Consider the following 24,777-nt stretch of genomic DNA (forward strand, 5'->3'; position numbering starts at 1 on the left):
GGGAAGAGGAAAAATCATGTCCGAGAAGAATCTGCCGTCACACGCCCGCGTAGTCATCGTGGGTGGAGGTGTCATGGGGGTCGGTCTGGCCTATCATCTGGCGCATGAAGGGTGGGGCGATGATACCGTCCTGCTGGAAAAGGCTGAGCTGACCAGCGGCAGCACCTGGCACGCGGCGGGTCAGATCACGCATTCGACCTCAAGCTTTGGGCTGGGCAAATGCGTGGATTACAACATTGGCCTGTACTCCGGTCAGCTAGAGGCTGAAACTGGTCAGCCGGTGACGTGGCATGGCTGCGGGTCCTTCCGTCTGGCCTATACCGAGGACGAGATGGACTGGCTACGCCACACCCTGTCGGTGGGTCGATCGCTGGGTTTCAACATTGAATTGGTCGGGCCTGAGAAAGTGGCCGAGCTGCATCCCTTCTACAATCTCGAAGGCGTATTGGGCGCGCTGCACACGCCGGATGACGGGCATGTCGATCCGACCAACGTGACAATGGCAATGGCGACCGGGGCGCGTCAGAAGGGCGTGCGCATCTTCCGCAATTGCCGCGCCACCAACATCACGCAGGCCGACAATGGCGAATGGGTGGTCGAAACCGAAATGGGCACCATTACTTGCGAGCATGTGGTGAACGCAGGCGGTACCTATGCCCGCCAGATGGGCGAATGGTCCGGGCTGCAGCTGCCGATGACCTCGATGACGCACCATTATTTCGTGACCGAACCGGTGCCCGAGTTCCAAAATCTGGACAAGGAACTGCCGGTGATCCGCGATGACCGCAAAGTCTCGGGCTATATCCGGATGGAGCAACAGCGCGGTCTGATCGGGATCTATGAGAAGGAAAACCCGAACTCGGTCTGGCATGATCACTGCCCGTGGGAATATGAGAATTGGCTGTTTGATGCGGACTACGACCGGGTGATGCCGTGGCTTGAGGAGAGCCTCAATCGGATGCCTATCTTTTCCGAGCTAGGCATTCAGCGCGACGTACATGGAGCGATTTCGCATCCGCCCGATGGCAACCCACTGATCGGGCCTGCGCCGGGTGTGCAGAATTACTGGTGCTGCTGCGGGACGCAGATCGGAATCGGCTGGGGGCCGGGTCTGACCCGCGAACTGGCGCGCTGGATGGTGCATGGGGCTGCCGATATCTCGATGCGCGAGTATGATCCGCGCCGGTTCGGCAGCTATGCCACCAAGGATTGGCAGGTGATCAAGGCCGAAGAGGATTATTGCCTGCGTCACGAAATCCCCTTCCCACATTTCAACCGTCTGGAGGGGCGCCCGATCAAGCCGTCGCCGCTGTATGAGCTGCTGAAATCCAAGGGCGCGGTGCATGAAGAGGTCTTTGGCTTTGAACGCCCCCGCTGGTTCGCCCGCGACGGGGTTGAGCAACGCGATCACTATTCCTTCCGCCGCACGCCCGCCGACGACATGGTCGCGGCCGAGGTCAAAGCGGTGCGCGAACGCGTTGGCATCATGGATGTCACTGCCTTTACCAAGGTCGAGGTTTCGGGGCCGGACGCCTATGCCCTGCTGGACCGGCTGACTGCCAACCGGATGCCGCAAAAGGTCGGCTCGATCACGCTGACCCATATGCTGAACCGCCGGGGCCGGATCGAGTTGGAAACAACCATCGTCCGTATGGCCGAAGATCGCTTCTATCTGGTTTGTGCAGCGTTCTTCGAACAGCGCCTTCTGGATCACCTGACTCAACAGCGGGCGGATGAGGATGTGCAGATCACCGCGCTGTCCTCCGATTGGTCGGCGCTGTCGCTGAACGGCCCCCGGTCGCGGGACGTGTTGGCACGCTGCACCGACGCCGATCTGACCAATGCCGGGTTCCGCTGGCTCTCGGCGCAGGAAATCGACATCGCGGGTCACAAGGTCTGGGCCTTCCGCATGTCCTATGCCGGGGAACTGGGGTGGGAGCTGCACATGCCCAACGCCGCCTGTCTCGACGTCTACAACGCGCTTTGGGCCGCGGGTGAGCCGCACGGCCTCACCGACTATGGCAGCTTTGCTATGAACGTGATGCGGATGGAGAAGGGCTTTAAGGGCGCAGGCGAGTTGACCAACGAGGTCACTCTGGCCGAGGCCGATGTGCTGCGCTTTGCCCGCGCCGACAAGGAGTATCTGGGCAAGGACAGGACCCTGAACACTGATCTGCCGTGGATCTGCGCCTATCTGGAGATCGAGCCGGACGGTGAGATTGACGGCCACGGTGGCGAGGCGGTGATGCTGGACGGCAGTGTCGTAGGGTCTACCGCTTCGGTGGTCTACGGGCATACGGTCGGCAAAATCCTCGCCTTTGCCTATATCAAGCCCGAGGCTGCTACACCCGGCACCGAATTACAGTTGGTGATCCACGGTAAGCCTCGCGCGGCGCGTGTGCTGGGAGAACCAGCCTATGATCCGCAAAGCCTGCTGCCCCGCGCCGGCGCCGTGTTGGAGACCGCGTGATGAGCCTGCCCGATACAATGAAAGCCATGGTCACGATGGGCCATGGCGGGCTGGAGCAGATGGTGTTGCACGAAGACTGGCCGCGCCCTGAGCCAGCCGCCGGAGAGGTGCTGATCAAGGTTGCTGCCTGCGGTCTGAACAACACCGATGTGAACACGAGGTCCGGCTGGTACTCCAAAACGGTTACCGATGCGACCACTGGCGGCGCGTTCGAAGAGGTTGGCGAGGACGACCCGACATGGGGCGGAGCGCCGATCACCTTCCCGCGCATCCAGGGGGCCGATATCTGCGGTGAAATCGTAGCTGTAGGTGAGGGCGTAGACAGCGCCCGCATCGGCCAGCGTGTCATCACCGACGGCTGGCTGCGGGACCCGACTGACCCTGAAAACATGGACAAAACCGGCTATTTCGGCTCGGAACGGGATGGCGGTTTTGCCGAATATGCGACCACGCGGGCGATCAATGCCGTGCCGATCAACTCGGGTCTGTCGGACGCCGAACTGGCGACCTTCTCCTGTTCCTATTCCACCGCCGAAGGGATGCTGACCCGCGCCAACGTGACCGAAAAAGACACCGTTCTGGTTCCCGGAGCGTCGGGTGGTGTAGGCGGCGCTCTGGTGCAACTGGCCAAGCGCCGCGGCACGCGGGTGATCGCCTTGGCGTCCGAGGCGAAACACGCCGATGTAGCTCAACTCGGCCCCGACATGATCCTGCCTCGCGCACCGGAAGACCTGCGTGCGGCGCTGGGCGACGAAAAGATAACCGTTGTGGCTGACGTGGTCGGTGGGCTCTATTGGCCGCACCTGATCGACATTCTGGAGCGCGGCGGGCGGTACACTTGTTCGGGTGCCATCGCCGGGCCGATGGTCGAGTTCGACCTGCGTACCTTCTACCTGCGTGACCTGACCTTTACTGGTTCGACCGTGATCGACCCGCAGGTGATGCGTAACCTCGTGAAGTATATCGAGGCCGGTGAGATCAAACCTGCCCTTGCAGCAACGTATCCTTTGGAAGAACTGCGCGAAGCGCAGGCCGCATTCATCGCCAAGGAACACACTGGCAATATAGTGGTGATGCCATGACGCTGGATGATGTTCTCGAGGCCGCACGGCAGCTGCATCTGGCGCATCCCGAGTTAGGTGCCTTTGCGGCTTGGCCCGACGATCTGACAGCGACGGATCTTCGGCCAGCGCCCATATCCGCCAGTGATCTGGTGCGCGACATTGACGTTGATGGAGGTGCGCCAACACGCGACCTGACCGCGGCGATCAAAGCAACCGCACATCTGGCTCAATGGAAGCATACCTATACCGAAGAGGAAGTCGGCGCGGACTTCCTGAGCAAGTATGGGTATTACGAACTGTTTGGCCCGACTGGCCATTTCCACTCGACCCAGTTGCGGGGGTACGTGGGCTATTGGGGATCCGGTCTGAACTATGACTGGCACAGCCACCAGGCTGAAGAGTTGTACCTGACATTGGCGGGTGGAGCGGTGTTTCGTGTCGACGGGGACGACACCTATGTCGGCCCGAACCAAACCCGCCAACACAGCAGTTGGCAGAGCCACGCGATGACCACGACAGACCAACCGATCCTGACCTTTGTCCTCTGGCGGGGCGAAGGGATGGGTGATTTGCCCCAGATGGATGCCGCATGAAGATTACCCGCATACGCATTTACCAAACCGGATTGCCCTACGTTGGCGGGGCTTATGTCTGGGGCGCGGGCAATGCGATCGAGACCGCGATTGCCTCGGTTGTGGTGATCGACACCGATGCAGGACTGCAGGGCTGTGGTGAGTTCACACCCTGCGGCGAGAACTACATGGTTGCCCACTCCGAAGGTGTGGCGGCGCTGGCGCGTCTGGTCGCCCCGCAACTGTTGGGGGAAGACCCGCGGCAGGTTGGGCGGATTGAGCAGTTGATGGATCATCTGGTTCAGGGGCATGGCTATGCCAAGGCCCCATTCGATGCGGCCTGCTGGGATATTCTGGGCCAGGCCTGTGATCAACCAGTCTGGATGTTGCTGGGTGGTAAACTGACGGACGGCGCACCGATGTACCGAGTGGCGCCGCAGAAGGCGGTGGATGAGACCGTTGCCGAAATGAACGCTTATCGCGAGCAAGGATACCGACAGTTTCAGGTCAAGGTCGGCGGCGATTGGGCCACCGATATTGACCGTATCCGAACCACGGTGCCTATGTTGCAGCCGGGTGAAAAGGCAATGGCGGATGCCAATCAGGGTTGGCGTGTCGATAATGCGATCCGGGTGGCTCGTGCGACGGGCGATCTGGACTTCATTCTGGAACAGCCTTGCCGCACTTATGAGGAGTGCCAACAGGTGCGCCGTGTGGCCGAGCAACCGATGAAGCTGGACGAATGCGTCACCGGCATCCACATGGCTCAGCGGATCGTCGCGGATCGTGGTGCCGAAATCTGTTGCCTGAAAATCTCGAATCTCGGTGGCATCAGCAAGGCACGGCGGGTGCGGGACTATCTGGTCGACAATCGTATTCCCGTGGTCAGCGAGGATACCTGGGGCGGAGAGATCACAACCTCGGTTGTTGCTCACTTCGCGGCATCGACCCCGCCCGAATACCTGCAAAACACAACCGATCTTATGAATTACAACACCCGTTCAACCGGAATTGGCGGTCCCGTGTCGCGGAATGGCAAGCTTTACGCCCCGGATACGCCTGGATTGGGCGTGACGCCTGATTTCGAAAGCCTCGGCGCACCGGTGGCGGAGTACACATTGTGAGACCGCAGGCTGTTGCAACTCAGATGATTGACGACGCCCGCGTGCGGGTGACTCGGTTTGATTTTGCCCCCGGTGCGGAAACGGGATGGCACCGTCACGACATGGATTACGTCATCACCGCCGTCACGGATTGCCACATGCGTCTGGAGTTGCCGGATGGTGCGGAAAACGAGGTGACGGTCACAGCCGGAACCTCATACCGCCGCAACGAAGGGGTCGAGCACAACGTGATCAATGCAGGGGACGAACCCATGTCCTTTGTTGAAGTGGAACTGAAATGAAAATCACCCGTATCTCTGTTTACCATGTGAACCTGCCGCTGGAGCATCCGTATTGGTTGTCCGGCGGGCGGCTGAAGTTCGAAACGCTTGATGCGACGATTGTGAAAATCGAAACCGATGCGGGGCTGGTCGGTTGGGGCGAAGGGACACCGTGGGGCCATACCTATGTGCCCGCGCATGGGCCGGGTATCCGTGCTGGAATCCAGACGATGGCCCCGTTCGTTCTGGGCCTCGATCCGCGCAGGGTTCTGGATGTAGAGCGGGTGATGGATCTTGCTTTGCCCGGACATCTGTACGCCAAAAGTCCGATCGACATGGCGTGCTGGGATATTGCGGGTCAAGCGGCGGGTTTGCCAATTGCTGATCTGATGGGTGGCGGGTCACGCACACCGCGCGCGATTGCCTCTTCGGTTGGAGCCAAGACCATCGAGGAAACCCGCGAGGTGATGGAGCGTTATCGCAGCCGGGGCTATATTGCGCATTCGGTGAAGATCGGAGGCAATGTAGAGCGCGACATTGCCCGTGTCCGCGATGTCGAAAGCATCCGGCGGCCAGGTGAGATTGTCCTTTACGACGTCAACCGGGGGTGGACCCGCCAGCAGGCCTTGCGTGTGATGAGCGCCTGCGAGGATTTGAACGTGATGTTCGAACAGCCGGGTGAGACGCTGGACGATATCGCTGCGATCTCGGGCCTTCATGCCTCGCCCGTTTCGGTGGACGAAAGCCTTGTGACGTTGCAGGACGCGGCCCGTATCGCGCGCGATGGGCTGGCCGAGATCTTCGGGATCAAGCTGAACCGCGTCGGTGGCCTGACCAAGGCCGCGCGGATGCGGGACATCGCGTTGGCTCATGGGATCGACATGTTCGTGATGGCGACCGGAGGCTCGGTTCTGGCCGATACCGAGGCGCTGCATCTGGCCGCCACAATCCCGGACGACAATTGTCATGCTGTTTGGGCCTGCCAAGACATGATCACCGTCGACATCGCGGGTGGTCGCGGGCCGCGCAACATCGACGGTCATCTGTATCTGCCGGAAACACCGGGTCTTGGCGTGCATCCGGATGAGGATGCACTGGGTGATCCGGTTGGAGTATATCAATGAAGATCAACAAGATAACGCTCTGGTCCGTCGATCTGACCAGCCATGAAACCTATCACATGGCCGAGGGAAAGACCTGCGCGACCGTGACCTCACATATCCTGTGCCTGGAAACGGATAGTGGCCTGAAGGGCTGGGGTGAAGTCTGCCCGATCCCTCATTACCTACCCGCCTATGCAGGGGGCGTTTCGGGCGCGGTAGCGGAGATGGGACCGGAAATCTTGGGTATGTGCCCGTTTGGTGTCGACGCCCCGATGCGAAAGCTGGATGCGTTTCTACAGGGGCATCTCTACGCGAAATCGCTTGTGGACATCGCCCTGTGGGACTTGTTCGGGCAGGCCACGGGCCAGCCGGTCTATGCTTTACTCGGCGGTCGGGCGCGGAAGGACATGCCGCTCTACCACTCGATCACTTGCATCGCACCGGATGAGATGGCGCGGATCGCCCAGACTGCCTACCAATCCGGTATGCGTCAGTTTCAGGTCAAGCTGGGCGTCGAGGGCGACTGGCAGGCCGACGCCGAACGTCTGATCAAGGTGCGCGAAGCGGTAGGGCCGGGACCCTTAGTCTACGGCGATTGGAACTGCGGCGCGTCACGCTTGCAGGCTACGCGGACGGGGCGGGCTGTGGCTCATGTGGATGTAATGCTGGAACAGCCCTGTAAAACACTGGAAGACTGCGCCGCAGTTCGACAGGCGACCGGTTTGCCGATGAAGATCGACGAAAACGCCTATGATCTGACCTCGTTGATCCGGGCTCATGAGCTGGGTTGCATGGATGCGGTGGCGCTGAAACTGTCAAAGTTCGGCGGGTTGTCGGCGATGCGCCGGGCGCGGGACTTGACCGTGCATCTGGGGGCCGAGATCTGCGCCGAATGCACTTGGGGGTCGGACATCGTGACCGCCGCCTCACTACATTTTGCGGTCTCGACCCCGCATGGATCGCTTATGAATACATGTGATCTGTCGTCCTATGTGGCTCCGCGCCTATGCCCTGACGCACCAAACCGTGACAACGGCAGGATTGCCCCGCCGGACGGGCCGGGGTTAGGTGTTACACCTGACCCGGATGTCCTAGGTTCCCCAATATTGGAGATCGTGTGAGATGCTGAAAATCAATACTCAATCCGAATGGATCGCCCGCGCGAACGAAGTACTGCCCGCCGGAGGGTTTGGTAATTTCGACCCCGGTATCATCATCTCGCGCGGCGAAGGCAGCCGTGTCTGGGACGAGGACGGTAACGAATATATTGATTACCTGATCGGTTCCGGCCCGATGCTACTGGGCCACGGCCACCCAGAGGTGATGGAGGCCGTGCTTGAGCAACTGCCCAAAGGCATGACCTTCTTCGCCAATAACGCCAAGGGTATCGAGCTGGCCGAGGCGATCATCGATGCGGTGCCCTGTTGTGAACAGATCCGCTTTGTCGCCTCGGGCGGTGAGGCGGATATGTATGCGATCCGTCTGGCCCGCGCCTACACCGGCCGCGACAAGATTCTGAAGTTCGAAGGCGGCTATCACGGTATGAGTGCCGAGGCTCAGATGAGTCTGGCCCCCAGCCGTCAGGTCAATTTCCCGCAGGCCGTACCGGACAGCGCCGGTATCCCCGCGGGCGTGGCCGAGCAGATGCTGATCGCGCCTTACAACGATTTAGAAGCAGTCGCCGCCCTGCTGGACGAACATGACGACATCGCCGCGATCATGGTCGAACCGTTGCAGCGAATCATTCCGCCCATGCCCGGCTATCTGCAGGGGTTGCGGGGGCTGTGCGACAAGCACAATGTCCTGCTGATCTTCGATGAGATCGTCACCGGGTTCCGTCTGGCTTATGGCGGTGCGCAAGAGAAATACGGCGTCACGCCCGATATCTGCACCTTGGGCAAGATCACGGGCGGCGGCTTCCCTCTGGCCGCGCTGGGCGCAAGTGCCGAAATCATGAAGCATTTCGACAAGGTCAAGGTGGGTGAGGAAGGTTGGTTGATGCAGCTCGGCACCTTGTCAGGCAACCCTGTTGCTTCGGTCGCGGGCCTGAAAACTATGGAGATTCTGCGGCGCGACGGAGTCTATGAACAGCTGCGTGCAACCGGGGCCGCTTTGCAGCAGATGCAAGTGGATGCACTGACTCGGGCGGGGATACCGCATCAGATTGTCGGGGATGAAACCCTATTCGACATCTACTTTACAGATGCCGTCTGCCGTGACTACCGCAGTGCCAAACATAACGATCCGCGTCGCAATGTGGTGTACAACGATACGTTGCGCGTACATGGGATATTCAAATCCCCCGGCAAGCTCTACCCGTCACTTGCGGTGACCGAGGCTGATCTGGAGCAGACCCGTCTGGCGGTCGACAAGGCCGTGCAAGCCATCAGCACTTCGTGACACTCGGTGTTGAAAAGAAATGGGCCGCTGTCAAAATATGACAGCGGCCCTAACCGATCTGTAAACCAGGTATGTTCTCGCCCCCTCGAATACCACTTAAGCGAACATACAGAAAAAATTTTCGACTTTATCGAGATCAACCCTTCACCTCGACCGGTATGCAACCTTGATGCCAGATTGCCACGATCCCCACAGTGAAGTAGTTCACATTGCTAAAATTTTTCCTAATTCCTCCAGTCGAAGAAACCCGGTCCTGCTTGTTTCAATAGCGTTTGTGCCATATCGCGGCCCATTTCAGTACCGTCGGCAACCGTGCCGGTAATATCTTCGGAAATCGCCTCTGATCCGTCGGGGCGTAGCACTTCTCCGCGCAGGCGCAGTTGGTTGTTCTGAACTTCAGCCAACCCGGCGATAGGGGTCTCGCAGGATCCGTCCAACGCCGCCAACAGTGCACGTTCAGCCGACAGACGTTGACCAGTTTCGGCATGATGAATCGCCTCAAGCATACCCGCTGCGCGGGAATCCCCGCTGCGGCGTTCGATGCCGATGGTCCCTTGTGCGATGGCAGGCAGCATGTCTTCGGGCGCGATGGCGGTGGCCGGGACGTCCTCCATATTCAAGCGTCGGATGCCAGCCATAGCTAGAAAGGTGCAGTCCGCCACGCCATCTGCCAGTTTCTTCAGGCGCGTCTGAACGTTGCCACGGAATTCAACCACTTTCAGGTCGGGGCGCCGATTCAGCAATTGCGCCCGACGGCGCAGCGACGACGTACCGACCACTGCGCCCTGTGGCAGATCGTGGATCGAGTTCAGGCTGGGCGAGATGAACGCATCGCGCACATCCTCGCGCGGCAGGAACGTGTCCAGCACCAGGCCTTCGGGCTGTTCCACCGGCATGTCTTTGGTGGAATGCACCGCGATGTCGATGTCGCCGCGCAGCATCGCCTCTTCGATTTCCTTGGTGAACAGACCTTTGTTGCCGATCTCTTTCAGCGGGCGATCTGCATCGATCATGGCGCGGTTGTCACCGGTTGTCTTGATCACCACGATCTCGAACGCTTCGTCAGGCAGGTCAAAGGCGCTGCCCAGCCGTTGCCGGGTTTCATAGGCTTGCGCCAGCGCCAGGGGTGAACCACGGGTGCCGATTTTCAGCGGTGAGTCGGGTGTGGGCAGGGTCAGTGTCATGCGCCAAGCTTTAGTCGCGTCACATTGCCCTGACAATGGGGGCAGAGCTTGACAAATTGCCGCCGAAGGAAGACCCGTTGCGTCAAACCAGACGATTGGGGACATAGATGGCCGAGAGAAAGAAACTGCTGCGGGCACTGGCGGGTGAAGTACAGGACGTTCCGCCGATCTGGATGATGCGCCAGGCCGGGCGGTATCTGCCCGAGTATCGCGCGACCCGCGCGCAGGCCGGTGATTTCCTGTCGCTGTGCTATAATCCCGAACTGGCTGCCGAGGTGACCTTGCAGCCGATCCGCCGCTATGGGTTCGATGCGGCGATTCTGTTTGCTGACATTCTGCTGGTGCCGCAGGCGCTGGGCGCGGATTTGTGGTTCGTCACCGGCGAAGGCCCGCGACTGTCGACCATCGCCCAGCAATCCGAGTTCGAGGCGCTGAAATCTGTCGAGGATATCCACGAAACCCTCTCACCGGTCTACGAGACGGTCCGCATCCTGTCGCGTGAATTGCCGTCCGAGACGACTTTGATCGGCTTCGCGGGTGCGCCGTGGACCGTGGCGACCTATATGATCGCCGGACGCGGTACACCGGATCAGGGTCCGGCGCACGCGCTGCGCGAGGAAAACACCGCTCTTTTCGAGGCGCTGTTGGATCGTATTACACTGGCCACTATCGAATACCTCTCGGCCCAGATTGAGGCCGGGGCCGAGGTGGTCAAGATTTTTGACAGCTGGGCAGGGTCGCTGAAGGGCGAGGCATTCCGGAAATACGCCGTTGAACCATGTCGTGTGATCACGCAGGCTGTCAAAGAGCGTCATCCCGGCATCCCGGTAATTGGTTTCCCACGTGAGGCAGGGGACGGCTATATCGGCTTTGCTGACGAAACCGGTGTGGACTGTGTAGCGTTGGACAATTCTGTGTCACCGGAGTGGGCAGCCGAGCATGTCCAGGCGGATGGCTGCGTTCAGGGCAATCTGGCATCGTCGCACATGGTGACCGGCGGGCAGGCGTTGGTGGATGAGACGCGTCGGATCGTCGAAGCGTTCTCGAAAGGGCCGCATATCTTTAACCTCGGCCACGGGATAACACCGGATGCGGATCCGGAGAATGTGCAACTGATGATCGATACGGTGCGCGGACGGTAAAAGGGAAGGGGCCAGCCCCCTTCTTGGCCTTTGGCCAATTCATCCTCGGGGATTTTTTAGCCAGATGAAGAGGCAGGCGATTTTTGACCGGAAAGCTCGGTCAGGATTTCCTGACGGTGTTCTCCGCGGGATGGGCTAGGTTTCGCCTGCCATTCAGAGGTTGAGAATCTGGGTGCGGCGGCGGCTTGCAGCGAACCATCTGTGCTGCGCCATGTCTGGCGCGCGGCATTCATCGGGTGGGTTTGCGCTTCGCTCGGGCTGAGAACCGGTGTGACGCAGGCATCAGAGCCGATAAAGAGATCCGCCCAATGATCCCTCGGTTTGCTTGCGAAGATTCCTGTCAGGCGTTGGGTTAGCGCGGGCCACGTCGCGCGGTTGTATTGCTGTTGGAAGTCTGGATCGTCGGACAGGCCCATCTTATCCAGAAACTCCGCATAGAATTTGGGTTCGAGGCATTGAACCGTGACGAACCCACCATCGGCGCAAGAGTAGGTGCGGCTCCAATGCGGACCGTCCAGCAAGCTCTGGCCGCGCGTGTCCGACAGGTTACCGGTCTGGCCGAGACTCATCAGCAAGTTCATCATATGCGCCGAGCCGTCGTAGATCGCAGCGTCAACCACGGTGCCTTTGCCTGTTCTTTGCGCGTTGAGCATCCCGGCAAGCAGGCCAGCGACCAGATACATGGCGCCTCCACCGATATCGCCAACAAGCGTGGCGGGGGTCTGTGGATGTTGCCCGGGTAGTGAAGCGTACCAGAGAGCACCGGACAGGGCGATATAGTTCAGGTCATGACCTGCCGTGTCCGAAAGAGGACTATCCTGACCCCATCCCGTCATCCGTCCGTAAACCAGCTTGGGGTTCACCTCGTGGCAGATATTGGGGCCAAGGCCGAGTTTTTCCATCACGCCGGGGCGGAACCCTTCGATCAGCGCGTTGGCTGACGAGATCAGTCGTTTTGCGATCTCAAGATCACCTGCGTCCTTCAAATCCAGGTCAATTGACCGTTTACCGCGATCCAGAACCGAGCGCTCGGGCATGCCTGGTGTAACTGCCTGCCCCTTGCGGTGGATGGTGATCACGTCCGCGCCCATATCCGCCAGCATCATGGCGGCAAAGGGGGCTGGACCTAGCCCCTCGATTTCGATGATCCGAGAACCGTTCAGCATCGCGTTTCTCCCTTTCGCTGCAAGGTTTCGGGATCACCCGCGAAATGCAAGGTGGGAATTGGGGTCAACACTAAGATCAAGGACCGCAAAAAAGCGCAGGGGCTTGTGCGAAATTGACCTGTTCTGTGCCGAACGAGCGGGGTAGGGTCGCCGCCAGAACGGGGAACACGCATGACGACCATTCTCTCAATCAAGGATCTGCGCAAATCCTATGCTGATGGGTTTGAGGCACTCAAAGGTGTCTCGCTGGATATCGAACAAGGCGAAATACTGGCTCTGCTTGGTCCCAACGGGGCCGGCAAGACGACACTGATCTCTACCATCTGTGGCATTACCACTCCCACCTCGGGCAAGGTGACTGTGGGCGGCCACGATATCCAGGCCGATTTCCGCGCCGCGCGCAGGATGATCGGACTGGTGCCGCAGGAGATCGCGTTGGAGCCGTTTGAGAAGGTCTGGAATACGGTCCGTCTGTCACGCGGGCTGTTCGGTTATGGTCGCGACGACGCAAGGATCGAGGAAATTCTGCGCAAGCTGTCTTTGTGGGACAAGCGCAAGAACGCGATCAGGGAACTGTCCGGTGGCATGAAGCGCCGGGTGCTGATCGCCAAGGCGCTGGCGCATGAACCGCAGGTGCTGTTTCTGGACGAGCCCACCGCCGGGGTGGACGTCGAATTGCGCAAGGATATGTGGGAGATCGTGGCCGAGTTGAAGCAGGCTGGTGTCACCATCATTCTTACCACCCATTACATCGAAGAGGCCGAAGCCATCGCCGACCGCGTTGGTGTTATCGACAAGGGTGAATTGCTGTTGGTGCAGGATAAAGACACTCTGATGGCGCAGATGGGTAAGAAACAGATCGAAGTGATGCTGACCGAACCGATCCTAGCCATTCCGGACTGTCTTGCAGCGCATAATCTGGTGCTGAATGGCGACGGTGATGCGCTTGTGTATACCTACGATACTCATGCCGACCGCACCGGCATCACCTCGTTGCTGAATGACGTGGCGCAAGCCGGTTTGGTACTGCGTGATGTACAGACCCGCCAGTCGAGTCTCGAGGAGATCTTTGTCAATCTGGTGTCGGGAGAGCCCGCATGAACTGGTCCGCCATTGCCGCCATCTACCGGTTCGAAATGGCCCGGTTCTTTCGGACGCTTGCGCAGAGCTTTGTGTCGCCGGTTCTGTCGACGTCGTTGTATTTCGTGGTCTTCGGAACCGCCATCGGCAGCCGAATTCAAGAAGTCGAAGGCGTATCCTATGGCGCGTTCATCGTGCCAGGGCTGATCATGTTATCGGTTGTTATGTTGGCCATCTCGAATGCCTCGTTTGGAATCTACTTTCCAAAATTTCTGGGCACGATTTACGAACTGCTGTCCGCTCCGGTGAATTTTATCGAAATTGTGATCGGCTATGTGGGGGCGTCGGCGACCAAGGCCTTGTTCGTGGGTCTGGTTATCCTGGCCACCGCGTCTTTCTTTGTGGATCTGCGTATCGAGCACCCGATTGCAATGGCGGCGTTTCTGATCCTGACCTGTCTCAGCTTTTCCCTGCTGGGGTTCATCATCGGCATCTGGGCCAGTAATTTCGAACAGATGTCACTGGTGCCGCAGTTGGTGGTGACGCCGCTGATCTTTCTAGGCGGCACGTTCTATTCTATTTCGATGCTGCCTCCGGTCTGGCAGACGATCACTCTGTTCAATCCGGTGGTCTATCTGATCTCGGGCTTTCGTTGGTCGTTTTATGGGCTGGCTGACGTGCCGATTGGGCTTAGTTTGATGGCCATTCTGGCCTTTACCGGCATGTGTTTGGGCATCATCTGGTGGATCTTCAAAACCGGCTGGCGCATCCGCAGCTAAGCGGCAGGCGGGCGTTGCATTTTTGCCCACCGCCTTCAGGAAATGTGTTCCCGTTGCGTCTATCGACAAATCGGTCCCTTGTTTACCGGTTGGGTGCACTCTACATCGGCACCCATGAAACTCAGCCTGCCGTTTCTCAAAAAACAACCTTGCGTGGCCATTGTGCGCCTGTCCGGAGCCATCGGAATGGCCGGGCGTGGGTCGATGTCCGACACCGCGCTAGCCCCGGTTCTGGAGAAAGCCTTTCGCAAGGGTAAACCTGCTGCTGTCGCGCTTGAGCTCAACTCGCCCGGTGGATCACCGGTCCAAAGTTCCCTGATCGGAGCGCGTATTCGGCGGTTGGCCGAAGAGCTGGACGTTCCCGTCATCGCGTTTGTCGAGGACGTGGCGGCCTCGGGTGGCTATTGGCTAGCCGCGGCCGCGGATGAGATCTATGCCGATGACAGCTCGGTGCTGGGGTCGATTGGTGTGATTTCGTCGAGCTTTGGCGCGCATGTGCTGCTGAAACGTCAGGGTATCGAACGCCGCGTGCATACGGCAGGCGAGTCGAAGTCCATGCTCGATCCGTTTTCGCCTGAAAAAAAAGAGGATGTCGCCCGGCTGGAAGGGCTGCTGGCCGATATACACGAGAACTTTATCACCCATGTCAAAAACCGGCGTGGTGACAAGCTGGATGAAAGTCAGGATCTGTTCACAGGGGAAATCTGGCTGGCCCGACGCGCGCAGGAACTGGGTTTGATCGACGGCATCGCGCATTTGAAGCCCAAAATGCAGGAGCGGTTTGGCGACAAGGTCAAATTCCGCCGCTACGGGCTGCGCAAACCGTTGTGGTCGCGGTTCGGAGCGTCTTTGGCGCAGGACGCCATTGCCGGGCTTGAGGAGCGCGCAGCCTACGCGCGTTTCGGTTTGTGACGTGATTATCAAAATCGTCACCCTGTTTCTGATCGCCATGGTCGTATTGGCGATGTTTGGAAAGCTGCGCTTTCCGGGCCAGAAGCGCTTGCAATCGGCAAGATGTCCGCGCTGCGGACGCTTCAGGATCGGTAAAGGCCCCTGTGCCTGCGAAAAAGGAGGCCGTAAATGACGGCATGGCTGTTATCCGGCCTTGGATTGCTGATCCTGTTGCTGGCGGGCGATGCCCTTGTGCGCGGTGCAGTGAACCTGAGTCTGCGCATGGGTGTGCCCGCGCTGATTGTCAGCCTGACGATCGTAGCCTTTGGTACCTCGGCGCCCGAGCTGTTGATTGCGATTAGCGCGATAAAGGAAAATGCACCGGGGATCGCGCTTGGTAACGTGGTCGGGTCGAACACGGCAAATATCCTGCTGGTTCTGGGTCTGCCGGCGTTGTTGGCAACGCTGCACACCAGCGAATGCGACAGCCGTAGGAACTATATCTTCATGCTTCTGGCCTCGGTTCTGTTCATCGGCCTGGCCTTCTGCGGCGTGTTCAACCTGCTGAGTGGGGCTATCCTCCTGGCGGCGCTGGCTCTCATTCTGTGGAATGCCTTTCGCGAGGCCAAAGCGCATCGTAGAGCCTGTGGTCAGGCTTGCGCTGATGATGAGGAACTGGACGGCCTGGAAGAGGCTGACCCGGACATGCCCTACTGGAAGATCTCGATCTATCTGGTTCTGGGTCTGATCGGCCTGCCAATGGGGGCGCATCTGCTGGTCGAATACGCGACCGTGATCGCCCTGACCTATGGGGTCAGCGAAACGGTGATCGGTTTGACTCTGGTTGCGGTGGGCACGTCTCTGCCTGAACTAGCAACTACAGTCATGGCTGCGATGCGGCGACAGGCGGATGTGGCACTGGGCAACGTGATCGGCTCAAACATGTTCAATTTGCTTGCCATCGTCGGGATTGCTACGCTGGTTGGCCCCATTCCTGTTGATCCAGAATTCCTTGAATTCGACCTTTGGGTCATGTTGGGTGCATCGTTGCTGCTGATCCCGTTCGTGTTCTACAAACAGGATATCACGCGGCTCTGGGGCTTTGTGTTGACACTTTTGTATGCGGTCTATGTGGTCATTCTGCTGGCGTGATTTGACTGAAAGGGAGCATCCATGACCCGAGCTTTAGTGACCGGTGCCGGAATTCGCCTCGGCCGGGCCATGGCATTGTATCTGGCGCGACGCGGCTACGATGTGGCGGTGCACTACGCCACTTCTGAACAGCCGGCGCTAGAGACAGTGGCCAAAGTTCAGGCTCTTGGGCGTAACGCTGTCGCACTGCAGGCTGACCTTTTAGATGAAGCTCAGGTTCAAGCCCTCCTACCTCGCGCGGCTGAGGCGTTGGGCGGGCCGATCACCTGTCTGATCAATAATGCTTCGGTTTTTGAATATGACAACATCCACACCGCCACGCGGCAAAGCTGGGATCGGCATCTGGACAGCAACCTGCGCGCGCCCTTCGTGCTGACGCAGGCAATGGCCGAGCAAGGGCTGGTACCCGACACGGATGAGGTGGGGGAACCTGTCGCCACTGGCCTGATCGTCAACATGGTCGACATGCGGGTGCGCAAGCTGACGCCCGAGTTCATGTCCTACACAATCGCCAAGATGGGCCTTTGGGCCCTGACCCGCACCGCCGCGCAAGCGCTGACTCCTGCGATCCGAGTCAATGCCATCGGGCCAGGACCAACGATACAGGGCCATCGCCAAAGCGAAGATCACTTCAAAGCGCAGCGCGCAAATACGGTTCTGGAGCGGGGGGCAAACCCCTCGGATATCACCGCGGCGCTGGGGTATTTTCTGGACGCCCATGCGGTTACTGGGCAACTTCTCTGCGTGGATGGCGGGCAGCATCTTGGCTGGCAAACGCCCGACGTTCTGGGTGTAGAATAGGTAAATTTGGTGCAAGTTTTGCACCGCTCCCGTTCTCGTTACCTGCGCGTTACAAAAATGTCTTTTTTTTCATACACTTGTCATGTGCACGATTTTTTTTCATTTAAAAACAATGCTTTGCATAAGTGCCTATTTTTTATGCAGATCAAGGATTTCTTAATGAAACAAGGGAATTTCGCAGTCCCGGGAAACTTATCTTCATACTTATCCACAGAAGCCGTGGATTTGTTTTCTCTTGATCTGCAGGCCTCAAGATTGCAGCCATAGTCAGAGAATCATATCTCAGGCCCATGACCATCCAAAACGACCAGACACCGGACGCCCAGCCCACGGGGTACAATTGCATACAGCGTTATGTGAAAACGCTGGACAGCTCGCCCGGTGTTTACCGGATGCTGGATGCGGATAGCCGCGTTCTATACGTAGGCAAAGCGCGCAACCTGAAGGCACGGGTGTCTAACTATGCGCGTCCCGGTCATTCGGGTCGGATCGAACGGATGATCGCCTCAACCGCTTCGATGATGTTCCTGACGACGCGGACCGAAACCGAGGCGCTGCTGCTGGAACAGAACCTGATCAAGCAGCTCAAGCCGAAATACAACGTGCTGCTGCGGGACGATAAGAGTTTCCCGAACATTCTGGTCGCCAAAGATCATGCCTTTCCGCAGATCAAGAAACATCGCGGGGCAAAGAAAGAGAAGGGCGCTTATTTTGGCCCATTCGCCAGCGCCGGGGCAGTGAATCGAACGCTGAACCAACTGCAAAAGGCGTTCTTGCTGCGTAACTGTTCGGATTCGATGTTCGACAGCCGGACGCGGCCTTGTCTGCTGTATCAGATCAAGCGCTGTTCCGGGCCGTGCGTCGGGCTGATCTCCGAAGAGGACTATCGCGAAAGCGTCAAGGATGCGGAGCGCTTTCTGTCAGGCCGGTCAACCAAGGTGCAGGAGGAGCTGGCCGAACAGATGATGGCCGCATCCGAGGCGATGGAGTTCGAACGCGCTGCAGGTCTGCGCGACCGTATCCGGGCGCTGACGCAGGTGCAGACTTCGCAGGGTATCAACCCGCGCGGCGTGACCGAGGCGGATGTGATCGGTCTCTATATGGATAGCGGACAGGCCTGTGTGCAGGTGTTTTTCATCCGGGCGAACCAGAACTGGGGGAATAAGGATTTCTATCCTCGGGTCGGGGCTGATGTGTCAACGGCTGAGGTGATGGAAGCGTTTCTGGGCCAGTTCTATGACAATAAGGAACCACCCCGGCAGTTGATCCTGTCTGATGCAATCGAGAATGCCGATCTGATGCAGGAGGCATTGTCGGAAAAAGCCGGACGCAAGGTGGAAATCCTGGTGCCCCAGCGCGGTGAAAAGCAGGAACTGATCGCGGGCGCCTTGCGCAATGCACGTGAATCGCTGGCCCGACGCATGTCGGAAAGTGCCACGCAGGCCAAATTGCTGCGCGGTGTGGCCGAGGCATTTGATCTCGACGCGCCTCCGGGCCGGATTGAGGTCTACGATAACAGCCACATTCAGGGGACGAATGCAGTGGGCGGTATGATCGTGGCAGGCCCTGAGGGCTTCATGAAAAACGCATATCGCAAGTTCAACATCCGTGGTGATGATCTGACCCCCGGCGATGACTTCGGTATGATGAAAGAGGTCCTGACACGCCGCTTCACCCGCCTGCAAAAAGAAGACCCCGACCGCGAAAAGGGCCTATGGCCCGATCTTCTGTTGATCGATGGCGGTGCGGGGCAAGTCAGTGCTGTACATGAGATCATGGTTGAACATGGGGTTGAGGACATCCCGATGGTCGGTGTCGCCAAGGGTGTCGATCGCGACCACGGCAAGGAAGAGTTCCACCGCATCGGCCAACGCGCCTTTGCCCTTAAACGCAACGATCCGGTGTTGTACTTTGTCCAACGTTTGCGGGATGAGGCGCACCGGTTCGCCATAGGGACCCACCGTGCGAAACGAGCCAAAGCCGTGGGTGCGACGCCTTTGGACGAAATCCCTGGCGTCGGGGCGGCGCGCAAGCGTGCCCTGCTGACCCATTTCGGTAGTGCCAAGGCGGTCAGCCGGGCCAATCTGGCAGATCTCAAAGCGGTGGATGGCATCTCAGCCGGGTTGGCGCAGAAGGTTTATGACTTCTTCCACGACAAGGGCTAAGCCCGCCGTCCACGCCAAAGGATATACAGCCCCGAGGCCACGATCAGGGCACTGCCGATCCACATGGTCTGGTCCAGCCGCTCACCGAACATCACTACGCCTAAGGCGACGCCGAACAGCAATCGGGAATACCGGAAGGGCGTGACCGCGGAGACCTCACCGGTTCGCATCGCTTTCATCAGCGAGGCATAGGCGGCGGTGCCCATCAGTATGGCTCCGCCCACATGCAGGCTGGTGTGCAGGTCCAGAGAAACCATCGGCGCACCCTCCCAGAACCGATAGGCCAGACCGGCTACGATGATGCACAGAAAGCCGTAAAACCCCAGCGCCTCGGTTCCCAGCGTCGCTGGCGCTGCTCTGCTGGCCAGATCGCGACCGGCAAAGCCCAGCATCCCCAGCACGGCCAGTATGGAGAGCACTGAGAAACTGTCTCCGGTCGGTTGGATGATGATCACCACGCCGATCAGGCCGATCAGAATGGCGCTCCACCGTCGCCAGCCGACCATCTCGCCAAAGAACAGCGCCGCGCCTGCAACGACGACCAAAGGCGTGGCCTGCAAGATCACGGTGGCCGCAGACAAAGGCGTCAACGTGATCGCCAGCACGTAGAATAACCGACCGAGGATTTCGAACAGCACCCGCACCCTCATCGGGCGCGACAGCACGTCGGGATGAAACAGAGACGTTCCGCGCAGCACGGCCACAGCTGCAAAAATAACCGACCCGCCTACGCCGAATAACAGCAGGATCTGCCAGATCGGCAGAACCGCAGATGCGCCTTTCAGCAGCGCGTCCTCCAGTGCAAACAGCGCCATGGCTGCGATCATCCAGGCGCTGCCGATCAGGTTGGATTGGGGGTCGGTTTGAATATGGGCTGTCATTACTTTGCTGCTTTGGAATCGGGCGCCAATCTGACCGCAAAGCACCCTCACGCCAAGGGGTATCTGACTGAGAGTTCTAGCTTGCGACCCTTTGACCAACAGCGCCGCAACTGCCTGTGATCGGGTTAGATTTTTGATTGGCCGCCTTTTATGTCTGCAACCGGCACTGTAATGTCCGAACCATGAAGTGGAACCTGCCCAATATCCTGACCGTGCTACGCCTTCTTGCAGCCCCCGGTCTGGCCGTGATGTTTTTGTATTTCACCCGACCATACGCGGACTGGTTCGCTCTGATCCTGTTTTTGTCGGCTGCTATAACCGACTGGTTCGATGGCTATCTGGCGCGGGCCTGGCAACAGGAAACCAAGATCGGCGCGATGATGGACCCGATTGCTGACAAGGCGATGGTGGTGATCGCGCTGATGATTTTGGTGGGATATTCCGCCGAACATTGGACGCCGTGGCTGGTGCTGCCCGCAACCGTGATCCTGTTCCGCGAAGTGTTCGTTTCGGGCCTGCGCGAATATCTGGGTGATACCGCCGGAACGCTAAAGGTGACGAAGCTGGCGAAATGGAAAACCACTGCGCAGATGGTGGCAATCGCGGTGTTGTTCTCGCAGGGGATATTTGAGCACTACTTCGTAATGGGCACATTCGGGATGGACCCGGACCTGATTGATCAGGCGCTGACCGGGCAGATTGAGGACGTGAACCACCTGCGGTGGCATCTGGAAGGGATGTTCTGGTCTGGTCGGGTCGGGCTGTGGCTGTTGTGGATTGCTGCGGCTCTGACATTGATCACCGGCTATGACTACCTACGTAAAGCCATGCCCCATCTGAAGGAGAGTTAAGCGATGGACGTGCTGTATTTTGCCTGGGTGCGCGAACGGATCGGCCTGCCGAAAGAAAAGGTCGAGACTGATGCGGCAACGGTTTCCGATCTGGTGGCCGAACTCAGCGCGCGCGAAGACCGCTATGCCGCCGCCTTCGCAGATCTGTCCGCGCTTCGTGTCGCTCTGGATCAGGAACTGTCCGACTTTGACGCCTCGCTGTCCGGTGTGCGTGAGGTGGCGTTTTTTCCACCCATGACCGGTGGCTGAGATGCGTATCGCGGTTCAGGAAGCAGAGTTCGATCTGGGGGCCGAGGCCAATGCCTTTGCCGCCGGAAATGACGCCAACGGGGCAATTGTGACCTTCACCGGTGTCGTACGCGATTTGGCCTCGGGCGATCTGGACGTGATGGAGATCGAACACTACCCCGGCATGACCGAACGCGCTCTGACCAAAATCGCAGAAGAGGCGCAGAAACGCTGGTCACTGGGCGATGTGCTGGTGATCCACCGTCACGGACGATTGGCACCGGGGGATCGTATCATGATGGTGGCCACTGCTGCGCGGCACCGCAAGGATGCGTTTGAGGCGGCCGAGTACCTGATGGACTACCTCAAATCCCGCGCGCCGTTCTGGAAGAAGGAAATCACCAAGTCAGGCGCAGCATGGGTTGCTGCCAAGGACGAAGACGAAGACGCGCTGAATCGTTGGTAAAGACTGGCTCCGGCACCCGTTTGTCGGGTACCGGATTTGGGCAAGTCGGTTCAGCTGCTCTGTTCTGAGTTGCAGGTCCGCGCGGCTTCGATAGCCTTCAGGGTACCATCAAGGTTTACGGTGAAGCCGGTTTCTTTTTCCGGAAATACGGTCATCTCGTATTTCTTCATGACGTCATCGACGAATTGGGGATTATTCGCCAGGATATAGCCGCCAGTGTACCCATCCGCGAGGTGCTTGGTTTTCTTCCGCGCCTCTGCTGAGTAGACGTTGCCATCCAGTGACAGGATGATCTCTTCCTTTTTGCCTTTTAGGCCAATGTCGTTTTGGGTGAAGACACCGAGATAGCCCATTTCGTGATCTTTGGTCAGGCCCATTTGAACGACGTTGTTGTTCGCATCGACGCGTTCGATCAGGCAGGAACCGCGGGTATCATCTACATAGATGGTCCAGCCGGATTCTTCGCCCCATTTTGTAAAGGTATCATTCTCTGACGGGATCACATCGCTCGAGGCGAATGCAGCGGTCGTACTAAACAGGCCGAGGATTGCGGCGGTTTTCAAAGAAGTTTGGAAATTCATAGTACACTCCAATTTTCTGGATAGTGGACAGTGTGTGTGCAGGCAAAAACACACCAATTCAGAATATTGAATTTGTTGGAAAATTGAAGAATGTAGAATCTGACCGGCTAAAACCTGCCGATCCAACCTGACTGCTAGGCAAACAAGTTGAGCACAGAATTCGGTTCTGCGGAATCAGTCCGCGTTGTTGATGCGTCCACGCAGTTCTTCGGCCTCTTGCCGGGCGGCGCGCAGGCCGTCCATGGCAGCGGCCAGTTCAGCCTCGGCCTGAGTCAGTTGATTGGTCAGCTCGGCCTCGCGCTGTTGCAGATAGGTGATCGCCTGATCGCGGGTTTCTTCGGCTTCGTGCAACTCTTGGCTCATGCGATCCAGATCTGCCACGTCGCTTTGACGCACGCGGGACAGGCGGTGGGCCAACCAGTTGGCAAACCAACCCATGCAGAAGGCCGCGAACAGGATGATGGCTGTGGCGATGATGAATTCGATTCGGTTCAACTTACTGGTCCCCTGCATCCGCGTCTGAGGCGGTCGTGTCCGTCTGTTCGGCCTTGATCGTCTCCGCTTCGATCGCGTCCAGCCCGGTTTCCGGGTTCTCGATCGGCTCGGGCCGGATCAGGCGGAATTCAATGCGGCGGTTCTCTTCGCGGCCTTCTTCGGTGTCATTGTCGGCGATGGGTTGGGTCTCGCCATAACCCACGGCGGTATAGCTGGCCGTGGGCACCCGACGCCCGCGTAGCTCATTCAGGATGGACTGTGCCCGCGCCTGGCTAAGCTGCTGGTTCATTTCTTCACGGCCTTGACTGTCGGTATGACCCTGAATCTCAAGTCGGATCGGGCCGCATTCCCGCAAGATGTCCGCGATCTGGTTCACCGTATCGCGTGAGGTGGTGGCAACCGTAGCCGAACCCGGCTCAAAAGCGATCTTGGTACCTGCCTGAACCTCGGCAATGCGCTCCTCGCAGACCTCGGGGTCGGGCAGTTTGTCCTCGGGTTCGGTCGGCTCCTGATAGGTGATGGACAGGGTGAATTCCTGCGCGTCGCCCAGTTTTTCGGACAGTAGTCCTGCGATATGAGCCTTTGTGTCCGGGTCGTGGCTGACACCGTTCAGCACAAGATCATCCGGCGTGACCCTCAGTGCGCCGTTGTGCAACTGAGCCAGCGCCTCGAGCCCGGTCAGGACGCGCACCGGCCAGCCCATCGGAAGCCCATCGGGGGCAATGCGGGTTGCTGTGTAAACCTGTTCCGACCCAAATGCCGCACGGGCATAGCTGTCGACCATGTTGCGCTGGGTGTCGTCGCCCAGACGCCCACGTATCTGCACCAGCCCTTCGGGGCTGCGTGTCGCCGTGAATTCGGGTGGGCCGGACCCTGTGTCGGTTTCGGGTGGCGGCAGGATTGCGTGCAGGGCAAAGACCGGGGGCAACGCGCTTTCAAGCTCACCTACTACGCGGTCAAAGGTTCCGGTATCGGTGCCCTGTGCCGCAGCCAGAGTGATATCCGCATCCGACATCGTAACAGAGCCACCGCCCAGTTCGGCCACCGCGCGAATGCTCAGTGCGGCGGCTTCGGACCAGCGGGGCGAGGGTACGCCCAGCCCGATGGTGCAACTGTAGGGGCCAGTCAGGCCAGCCTCTTGCGCGGCGGCAACAATCGCTGCGCGGGCCTTTTCATCCTGGGCAGAACAGGCGTCGAAATAGCTGCCGTTTTCGTCGATCAAAAAGCGCAGGGTAAAGGGTGTGATCACCGGGCGCGGGGCCGAGATCGACAGGCCAATCCGCAGGCTGGGCGGAGCCGCGCGAGTCAGGTCCTGTTCCAGCTGTTCCTTTTCCTGCTGGCTGTCGGCAATTGCCGTTATCTTGACCAATCCTGGGCTGGCCGAGATTTTGGCGCGGGGCAGGCGGGTTAGGGATTCTAGGGCATAGCTGACCGCGTCGTCCCATCCCTTGGGTTTGGGGTAGTCGGCGGTCTCCAGCAAGTCCGAGACGTGACCGCCGCTGTCCAGATCGCTCAACCGATCGATCAGCTCGTCGCGGTCTTCGCTGGCTGGGATCAGGCCGATTACCGAGATGCCGCTGTCGTTCCGCAGAATCTCGGCAGAAAAACGAGGCGCAGCCAGCTCTGTGGTTGGGGCCACCTCCATTTCGTCAATCACGCGTGAGGTGTCGACTTCAGTACCAGCGGCGGTCAACGCGTTGAATCGGGTGGCTTCGTCGGTAGCAGTGCCCGTCAGCACAACACGCAAGCCGTCCGAATGCACTTCGGCCCAGTCATGCCCCTTCAGGTCCAGTGCGCGACGCACGGCAAACTCGGACGTTTCTTCTACCTTTGTCACCGCAAAGCTGGCGGCCAGCAGACACAGGCCCGCCGACACGAGGAAGATAAGGGCAACGGCAAAGAAATAGGGCAAACGCATGTGT

At 59.0% G+C, this 24,777-nt stretch carries 25 protein-coding genes; 19 read left to right on the forward strand and 6 right to left on the reverse strand.

Annotation, left to right across the window (positions count from 1 at the left end; all coding sequences use genetic code 11):
* The first annotated feature begins 16 nt into the window (after positions 1-16).
* From ABLN94_RS12110 to ABLN94_RS12145, 8 genes are read left to right on the forward strand one after another with little or no spacing between them, the layout of a single operon-like run.
* Positions 17-2,470 carry an FAD-dependent oxidoreductase gene (locus tag ABLN94_RS12110; protein WP_352992681.1) on the forward strand — a complete coding sequence of 818 codons (2,454 nt, stop codon included), beginning with the start codon at positions 17-19 and terminating at the stop codon, positions 2,468-2,470.
* Positions 2,470-3,552 (forward strand): alcohol dehydrogenase family protein, encoded by a 1,083-nt coding sequence (locus tag ABLN94_RS12115; RefSeq protein ID WP_352992683.1) that lies wholly within the window; start codon positions 2,470-2,472, stop codon positions 3,550-3,552. The genes ABLN94_RS12110 and ABLN94_RS12115 overlap by 1 nt, the downstream gene beginning before the upstream one ends.
* Entirely contained in the window at positions 3,549-4,127 is a 579-nt protein-coding gene (locus ABLN94_RS12120) for a dimethylsulfonioproprionate lyase family protein (RefSeq protein WP_352992685.1), read from the forward strand. Before ABLN94_RS12115 ends, ABLN94_RS12120 begins: the two co-directional genes overlap by 4 nt.
* Entirely contained in the window at positions 4,124-5,230 is a 1,107-nt protein-coding gene (locus ABLN94_RS12125; protein WP_352992687.1) for a mandelate racemase/muconate lactonizing enzyme family protein, read from the forward strand. Before ABLN94_RS12120 ends, ABLN94_RS12125 begins: the two co-directional genes overlap by 4 nt.
* Before the next feature lie 23 nt (positions 5,231-5,253).
* Positions 5,254-5,511 (forward strand): cupin domain-containing protein, encoded by a 258-nt coding sequence (locus ABLN94_RS12130; RefSeq protein WP_352993078.1) that lies wholly within the window; start codon positions 5,254-5,256, stop codon positions 5,509-5,511.
* Positions 5,508-6,614 (forward strand): mandelate racemase/muconate lactonizing enzyme family protein, encoded by a 1,107-nt coding sequence (locus tag ABLN94_RS12135; protein WP_352992689.1) that lies wholly within the window; start codon positions 5,508-5,510, stop codon positions 6,612-6,614. The genes ABLN94_RS12130 and ABLN94_RS12135 overlap by 4 nt, the downstream gene beginning before the upstream one ends.
* The gene (locus ABLN94_RS12140) at positions 6,611-7,714 is read left to right on the forward strand and encodes a mandelate racemase/muconate lactonizing enzyme family protein (protein WP_352992691.1); all 1,104 of its coding nucleotides are present in this window, start codon (positions 6,611-6,613) and stop codon (positions 7,712-7,714) included. The genes ABLN94_RS12135 and ABLN94_RS12140 overlap by 4 nt, the downstream gene beginning before the upstream one ends.
* Position 7,715: 1 nt before the next feature.
* The gene (locus ABLN94_RS12145; protein WP_352992693.1) at positions 7,716-8,993 is read left to right on the forward strand and encodes an aspartate aminotransferase family protein; all 1,278 of its coding nucleotides are present in this window, start codon (positions 7,716-7,718) and stop codon (positions 8,991-8,993) included.
* Between the two features lie 224 nt (positions 8,994-9,217).
* Here ABLN94_RS12145 and hemC read toward each other — a convergent pair whose 3' ends face one another.
* Positions 9,218-10,177: a hydroxymethylbilane synthase gene (gene hemC, locus ABLN94_RS12150; RefSeq protein ID WP_352992694.1), complete on the reverse strand. Its 960-nt coding sequence runs from the start codon at positions 10,175-10,177 to the stop codon at positions 9,218-9,220.
* Positions 10,178-10,284: 107 nt separating this feature from the next.
* On the opposite strand from hemC, the gene hemE reads away from it, so the two are divergent.
* Positions 10,285-11,319 (forward strand): uroporphyrinogen decarboxylase, encoded by a 1,035-nt coding sequence (gene hemE, locus ABLN94_RS12155; protein ID WP_352992696.1) that lies wholly within the window; start codon positions 10,285-10,287, stop codon positions 11,317-11,319.
* A 56-nt stretch (positions 11,320-11,375) separates the two neighbouring features.
* On the opposite strand, the gene ABLN94_RS12160 is transcribed toward hemE, so the two are convergent.
* The gene (locus ABLN94_RS12160) at positions 11,376-12,485 is read right to left on the reverse strand and encodes a CaiB/BaiF CoA transferase family protein (RefSeq protein ID WP_352992698.1); all 1,110 of its coding nucleotides are present in this window, start codon (positions 12,483-12,485) and stop codon (positions 11,376-11,378) included.
* A gap of 171 nt (positions 12,486-12,656) precedes the next feature.
* On the opposite strand from ABLN94_RS12160, the gene ABLN94_RS12165 reads away from it, so the two are divergent.
* From ABLN94_RS12165 to uvrC, 7 genes are all read left to right on the forward strand, one after another.
* Entirely contained in the window at positions 12,657-13,586 is a 930-nt protein-coding gene (locus ABLN94_RS12165) for an ABC transporter ATP-binding protein (RefSeq protein WP_352992700.1), read from the forward strand.
* Positions 13,583-14,344, forward strand: a complete 762-nt coding sequence (locus ABLN94_RS12170; protein WP_352992702.1) for an ABC transporter permease — start codon at positions 13,583-13,585, stop codon at positions 14,342-14,344. The genes ABLN94_RS12165 and ABLN94_RS12170 overlap by 4 nt, the downstream gene beginning before the upstream one ends.
* A gap of 114 nt (positions 14,345-14,458) precedes the next feature.
* Positions 14,459-15,256 carry a S49 family peptidase gene (locus ABLN94_RS12175; RefSeq protein WP_352992704.1) on the forward strand — a complete coding sequence of 266 codons (798 nt, stop codon included), beginning with the start codon at positions 14,459-14,461 and terminating at the stop codon, positions 15,254-15,256.
* 1 nt (position 15,257) lies between these two features.
* A complete protein-coding gene (locus tag ABLN94_RS12180; protein WP_352992706.1) occupies positions 15,258-15,428 on the forward strand; it encodes a hypothetical protein in 171 nt (56 codons plus the stop codon).
* Positions 15,425-16,387 (forward strand): calcium/sodium antiporter, encoded by a 963-nt coding sequence (locus ABLN94_RS12185; RefSeq protein ID WP_170488515.1) that lies wholly within the window; start codon positions 15,425-15,427, stop codon positions 16,385-16,387. Before ABLN94_RS12180 ends, ABLN94_RS12185 begins: the two co-directional genes overlap by 4 nt.
* 21 nt (positions 16,388-16,408) lie before the next feature.
* Positions 16,409-17,188, forward strand: a complete 780-nt coding sequence (locus ABLN94_RS12190; RefSeq protein ID WP_352992708.1) for an SDR family oxidoreductase — start codon at positions 16,409-16,411, stop codon at positions 17,186-17,188.
* 290 nt (positions 17,189-17,478) lie between these two features.
* On the forward strand, positions 17,479-19,353 hold the full coding sequence (gene uvrC / locus ABLN94_RS12195) for an excinuclease ABC subunit UvrC (protein WP_352992709.1): 1,875 nt from the start codon (positions 17,479-17,481) through the stop codon (positions 19,351-19,353).
* Here uvrC and ABLN94_RS12200 read toward each other — a convergent pair.
* Complete coding sequence (locus tag ABLN94_RS12200) at positions 19,350-20,234, reverse strand: DMT family transporter (protein ID WP_352992711.1); 885 nt, start codon at positions 20,232-20,234, stop codon at positions 19,350-19,352. The genes uvrC and ABLN94_RS12200 overlap by 4 nt on opposite strands.
* A 182-nt stretch (positions 20,235-20,416) precedes the next feature.
* On the opposite strand from ABLN94_RS12200, the gene pgsA reads away from it, so the two are divergent.
* The 3 genes from pgsA to ABLN94_RS12215 are packed head-to-tail and all read left to right on the forward strand — an operon-like array spanning position 20,417 to position 21,779.
* Positions 20,417-21,085: a CDP-diacylglycerol--glycerol-3-phosphate 3-phosphatidyltransferase gene (gene pgsA, locus ABLN94_RS12205; protein WP_352992713.1), complete on the forward strand. Its 669-nt coding sequence runs from the start codon at positions 20,417-20,419 to the stop codon at positions 21,083-21,085.
* A gap of 3 nt (positions 21,086-21,088) precedes the next feature.
* Positions 21,089-21,334 carry a molybdopterin converting factor subunit 1 gene (gene moaD, locus ABLN94_RS12210; RefSeq protein WP_170488525.1) on the forward strand — a complete coding sequence of 82 codons (246 nt, stop codon included), beginning with the start codon at positions 21,089-21,091 and terminating at the stop codon, positions 21,332-21,334.
* Position 21,335: 1 nt separating this feature from the next.
* Positions 21,336-21,779, forward strand: coding sequence for a molybdenum cofactor biosynthesis protein MoaE (locus ABLN94_RS12215; RefSeq protein ID WP_352992715.1), 444 nt, complete (start codon positions 21,336-21,338; stop codon positions 21,777-21,779).
* Between the two features lie 50 nt (positions 21,780-21,829).
* On the opposite strand, the gene ABLN94_RS12220 is transcribed toward ABLN94_RS12215, so the two are convergent.
* From ABLN94_RS12220 to ABLN94_RS12230, 3 genes are all read right to left on the reverse strand, one after another.
* Complete coding sequence (locus ABLN94_RS12220) at positions 21,830-22,360, reverse strand: hypothetical protein (protein WP_170488528.1); 531 nt, start codon at positions 22,358-22,360, stop codon at positions 21,830-21,832.
* A gap of 174 nt (positions 22,361-22,534) precedes the next feature.
* The gene (locus tag ABLN94_RS12225; RefSeq protein ID WP_170327275.1) at positions 22,535-22,855 is read right to left on the reverse strand and encodes a hypothetical protein; all 321 of its coding nucleotides are present in this window, start codon (positions 22,853-22,855) and stop codon (positions 22,535-22,537) included.
* Between the two features lies 1 nt (position 22,856).
* Entirely contained in the window at positions 22,857-24,773 is a 1,917-nt protein-coding gene (locus ABLN94_RS12230) for an OmpA family protein (RefSeq protein ID WP_352992718.1), read from the reverse strand.
* Between the last annotated feature and the right edge of the window lie 4 nt (positions 24,774-24,777).

Origin of the sequence: Ruegeria sp. SCP11 (assembly GCF_040329455.1) — a bacterium.
In the GTDB taxonomy this organism is placed as follows: domain Bacteria; phylum Pseudomonadota; class Alphaproteobacteria; order Rhodobacterales; family Rhodobacteraceae; genus Ruegeria; species Ruegeria atlantica_E.

Bases quoted from the DNA above. Each gene is read 5' to 3' on its own strand.
- pgsA (WP_352992713.1), top strand. From the start codon at position 20,417: ATGAAGTGGAACCTGCCCAATATCCTGACCGTGCTACGCCTTCTTGCA.
- ABLN94_RS12215 (WP_352992715.1), top strand. From the start codon at position 21,336: ATGCGTATCGCGGTTCAGGAAGCAGAGTTCGATCTGGGGGCCGAGGCC.
- ABLN94_RS12185 (WP_170488515.1), top strand. From the start codon at position 15,425: ATGACGGCATGGCTGTTATCCGGCCTTGGATTGCTGATCCTGTTGCTG.
- ABLN94_RS12130 (WP_352993078.1), top strand. From the start codon at position 5,254: ATGATTGACGACGCCCGCGTGCGGGTGACTCGGTTTGATTTTGCCCCC.
- uvrC (WP_352992709.1), top strand. From the start codon at position 17,479: ATGACCATCCAAAACGACCAGACACCGGACGCCCAGCCCACGGGGTAC.
- moaD (WP_170488525.1), top strand. From the start codon at position 21,089: ATGGACGTGCTGTATTTTGCCTGGGTGCGCGAACGGATCGGCCTGCCG.
- ABLN94_RS12160 (WP_352992698.1), bottom strand. From the start codon at position 12,485: ATGCTGAACGGTTCTCGGATCATCGAAATCGAGGGGCTAGGTCCAGCC.
- hemE (WP_352992696.1), top strand. From the start codon at position 10,285: ATGGCCGAGAGAAAGAAACTGCTGCGGGCACTGGCGGGTGAAGTACAG.
- hemC (WP_352992694.1), bottom strand. From the start codon at position 10,177: ATGACACTGACCCTGCCCACACCCGACTCACCGCTGAAAATCGGCACC.
- ABLN94_RS12190 (WP_352992708.1), top strand. From the start codon at position 16,409: ATGACCCGAGCTTTAGTGACCGGTGCCGGAATTCGCCTCGGCCGGGCC.
- ABLN94_RS12140 (WP_352992691.1), top strand. From the start codon at position 6,611: ATGAAGATCAACAAGATAACGCTCTGGTCCGTCGATCTGACCAGCCAT.
- ABLN94_RS12220 (WP_170488528.1), bottom strand. From the start codon at position 22,360: ATGAATTTCCAAACTTCTTTGAAAACCGCCGCAATCCTCGGCCTGTTT.
- ABLN94_RS12175 (WP_352992704.1), top strand. From the start codon at position 14,459: ATGAAACTCAGCCTGCCGTTTCTCAAAAAACAACCTTGCGTGGCCATT.
- ABLN94_RS12115 (WP_352992683.1), top strand. From the start codon at position 2,470: ATGAGCCTGCCCGATACAATGAAAGCCATGGTCACGATGGGCCATGGC.
- ABLN94_RS12170 (WP_352992702.1), top strand. From the start codon at position 13,583: ATGAACTGGTCCGCCATTGCCGCCATCTACCGGTTCGAAATGGCCCGG.
- ABLN94_RS12200 (WP_352992711.1), bottom strand. From the start codon at position 20,234: ATGACAGCCCATATTCAAACCGACCCCCAATCCAACCTGATCGGCAGC.
- ABLN94_RS12230 (WP_352992718.1), bottom strand. From the start codon at position 24,773: ATGCGTTTGCCCTATTTCTTTGCCGTTGCCCTTATCTTCCTCGTGTCG.
- ABLN94_RS12110 (WP_352992681.1), top strand. From the start codon at position 17: ATGTCCGAGAAGAATCTGCCGTCACACGCCCGCGTAGTCATCGTGGGT.
- ABLN94_RS12145 (WP_352992693.1), top strand. From the start codon at position 7,716: ATGCTGAAAATCAATACTCAATCCGAATGGATCGCCCGCGCGAACGAA.
- ABLN94_RS12120 (WP_352992685.1), top strand. From the start codon at position 3,549: ATGACGCTGGATGATGTTCTCGAGGCCGCACGGCAGCTGCATCTGGCG.
- ABLN94_RS12135 (WP_352992689.1), top strand. From the start codon at position 5,508: ATGAAAATCACCCGTATCTCTGTTTACCATGTGAACCTGCCGCTGGAG.
- ABLN94_RS12125 (WP_352992687.1), top strand. From the start codon at position 4,124: ATGAAGATTACCCGCATACGCATTTACCAAACCGGATTGCCCTACGTT.
- ABLN94_RS12165 (WP_352992700.1), top strand. From the start codon at position 12,657: ATGACGACCATTCTCTCAATCAAGGATCTGCGCAAATCCTATGCTGAT.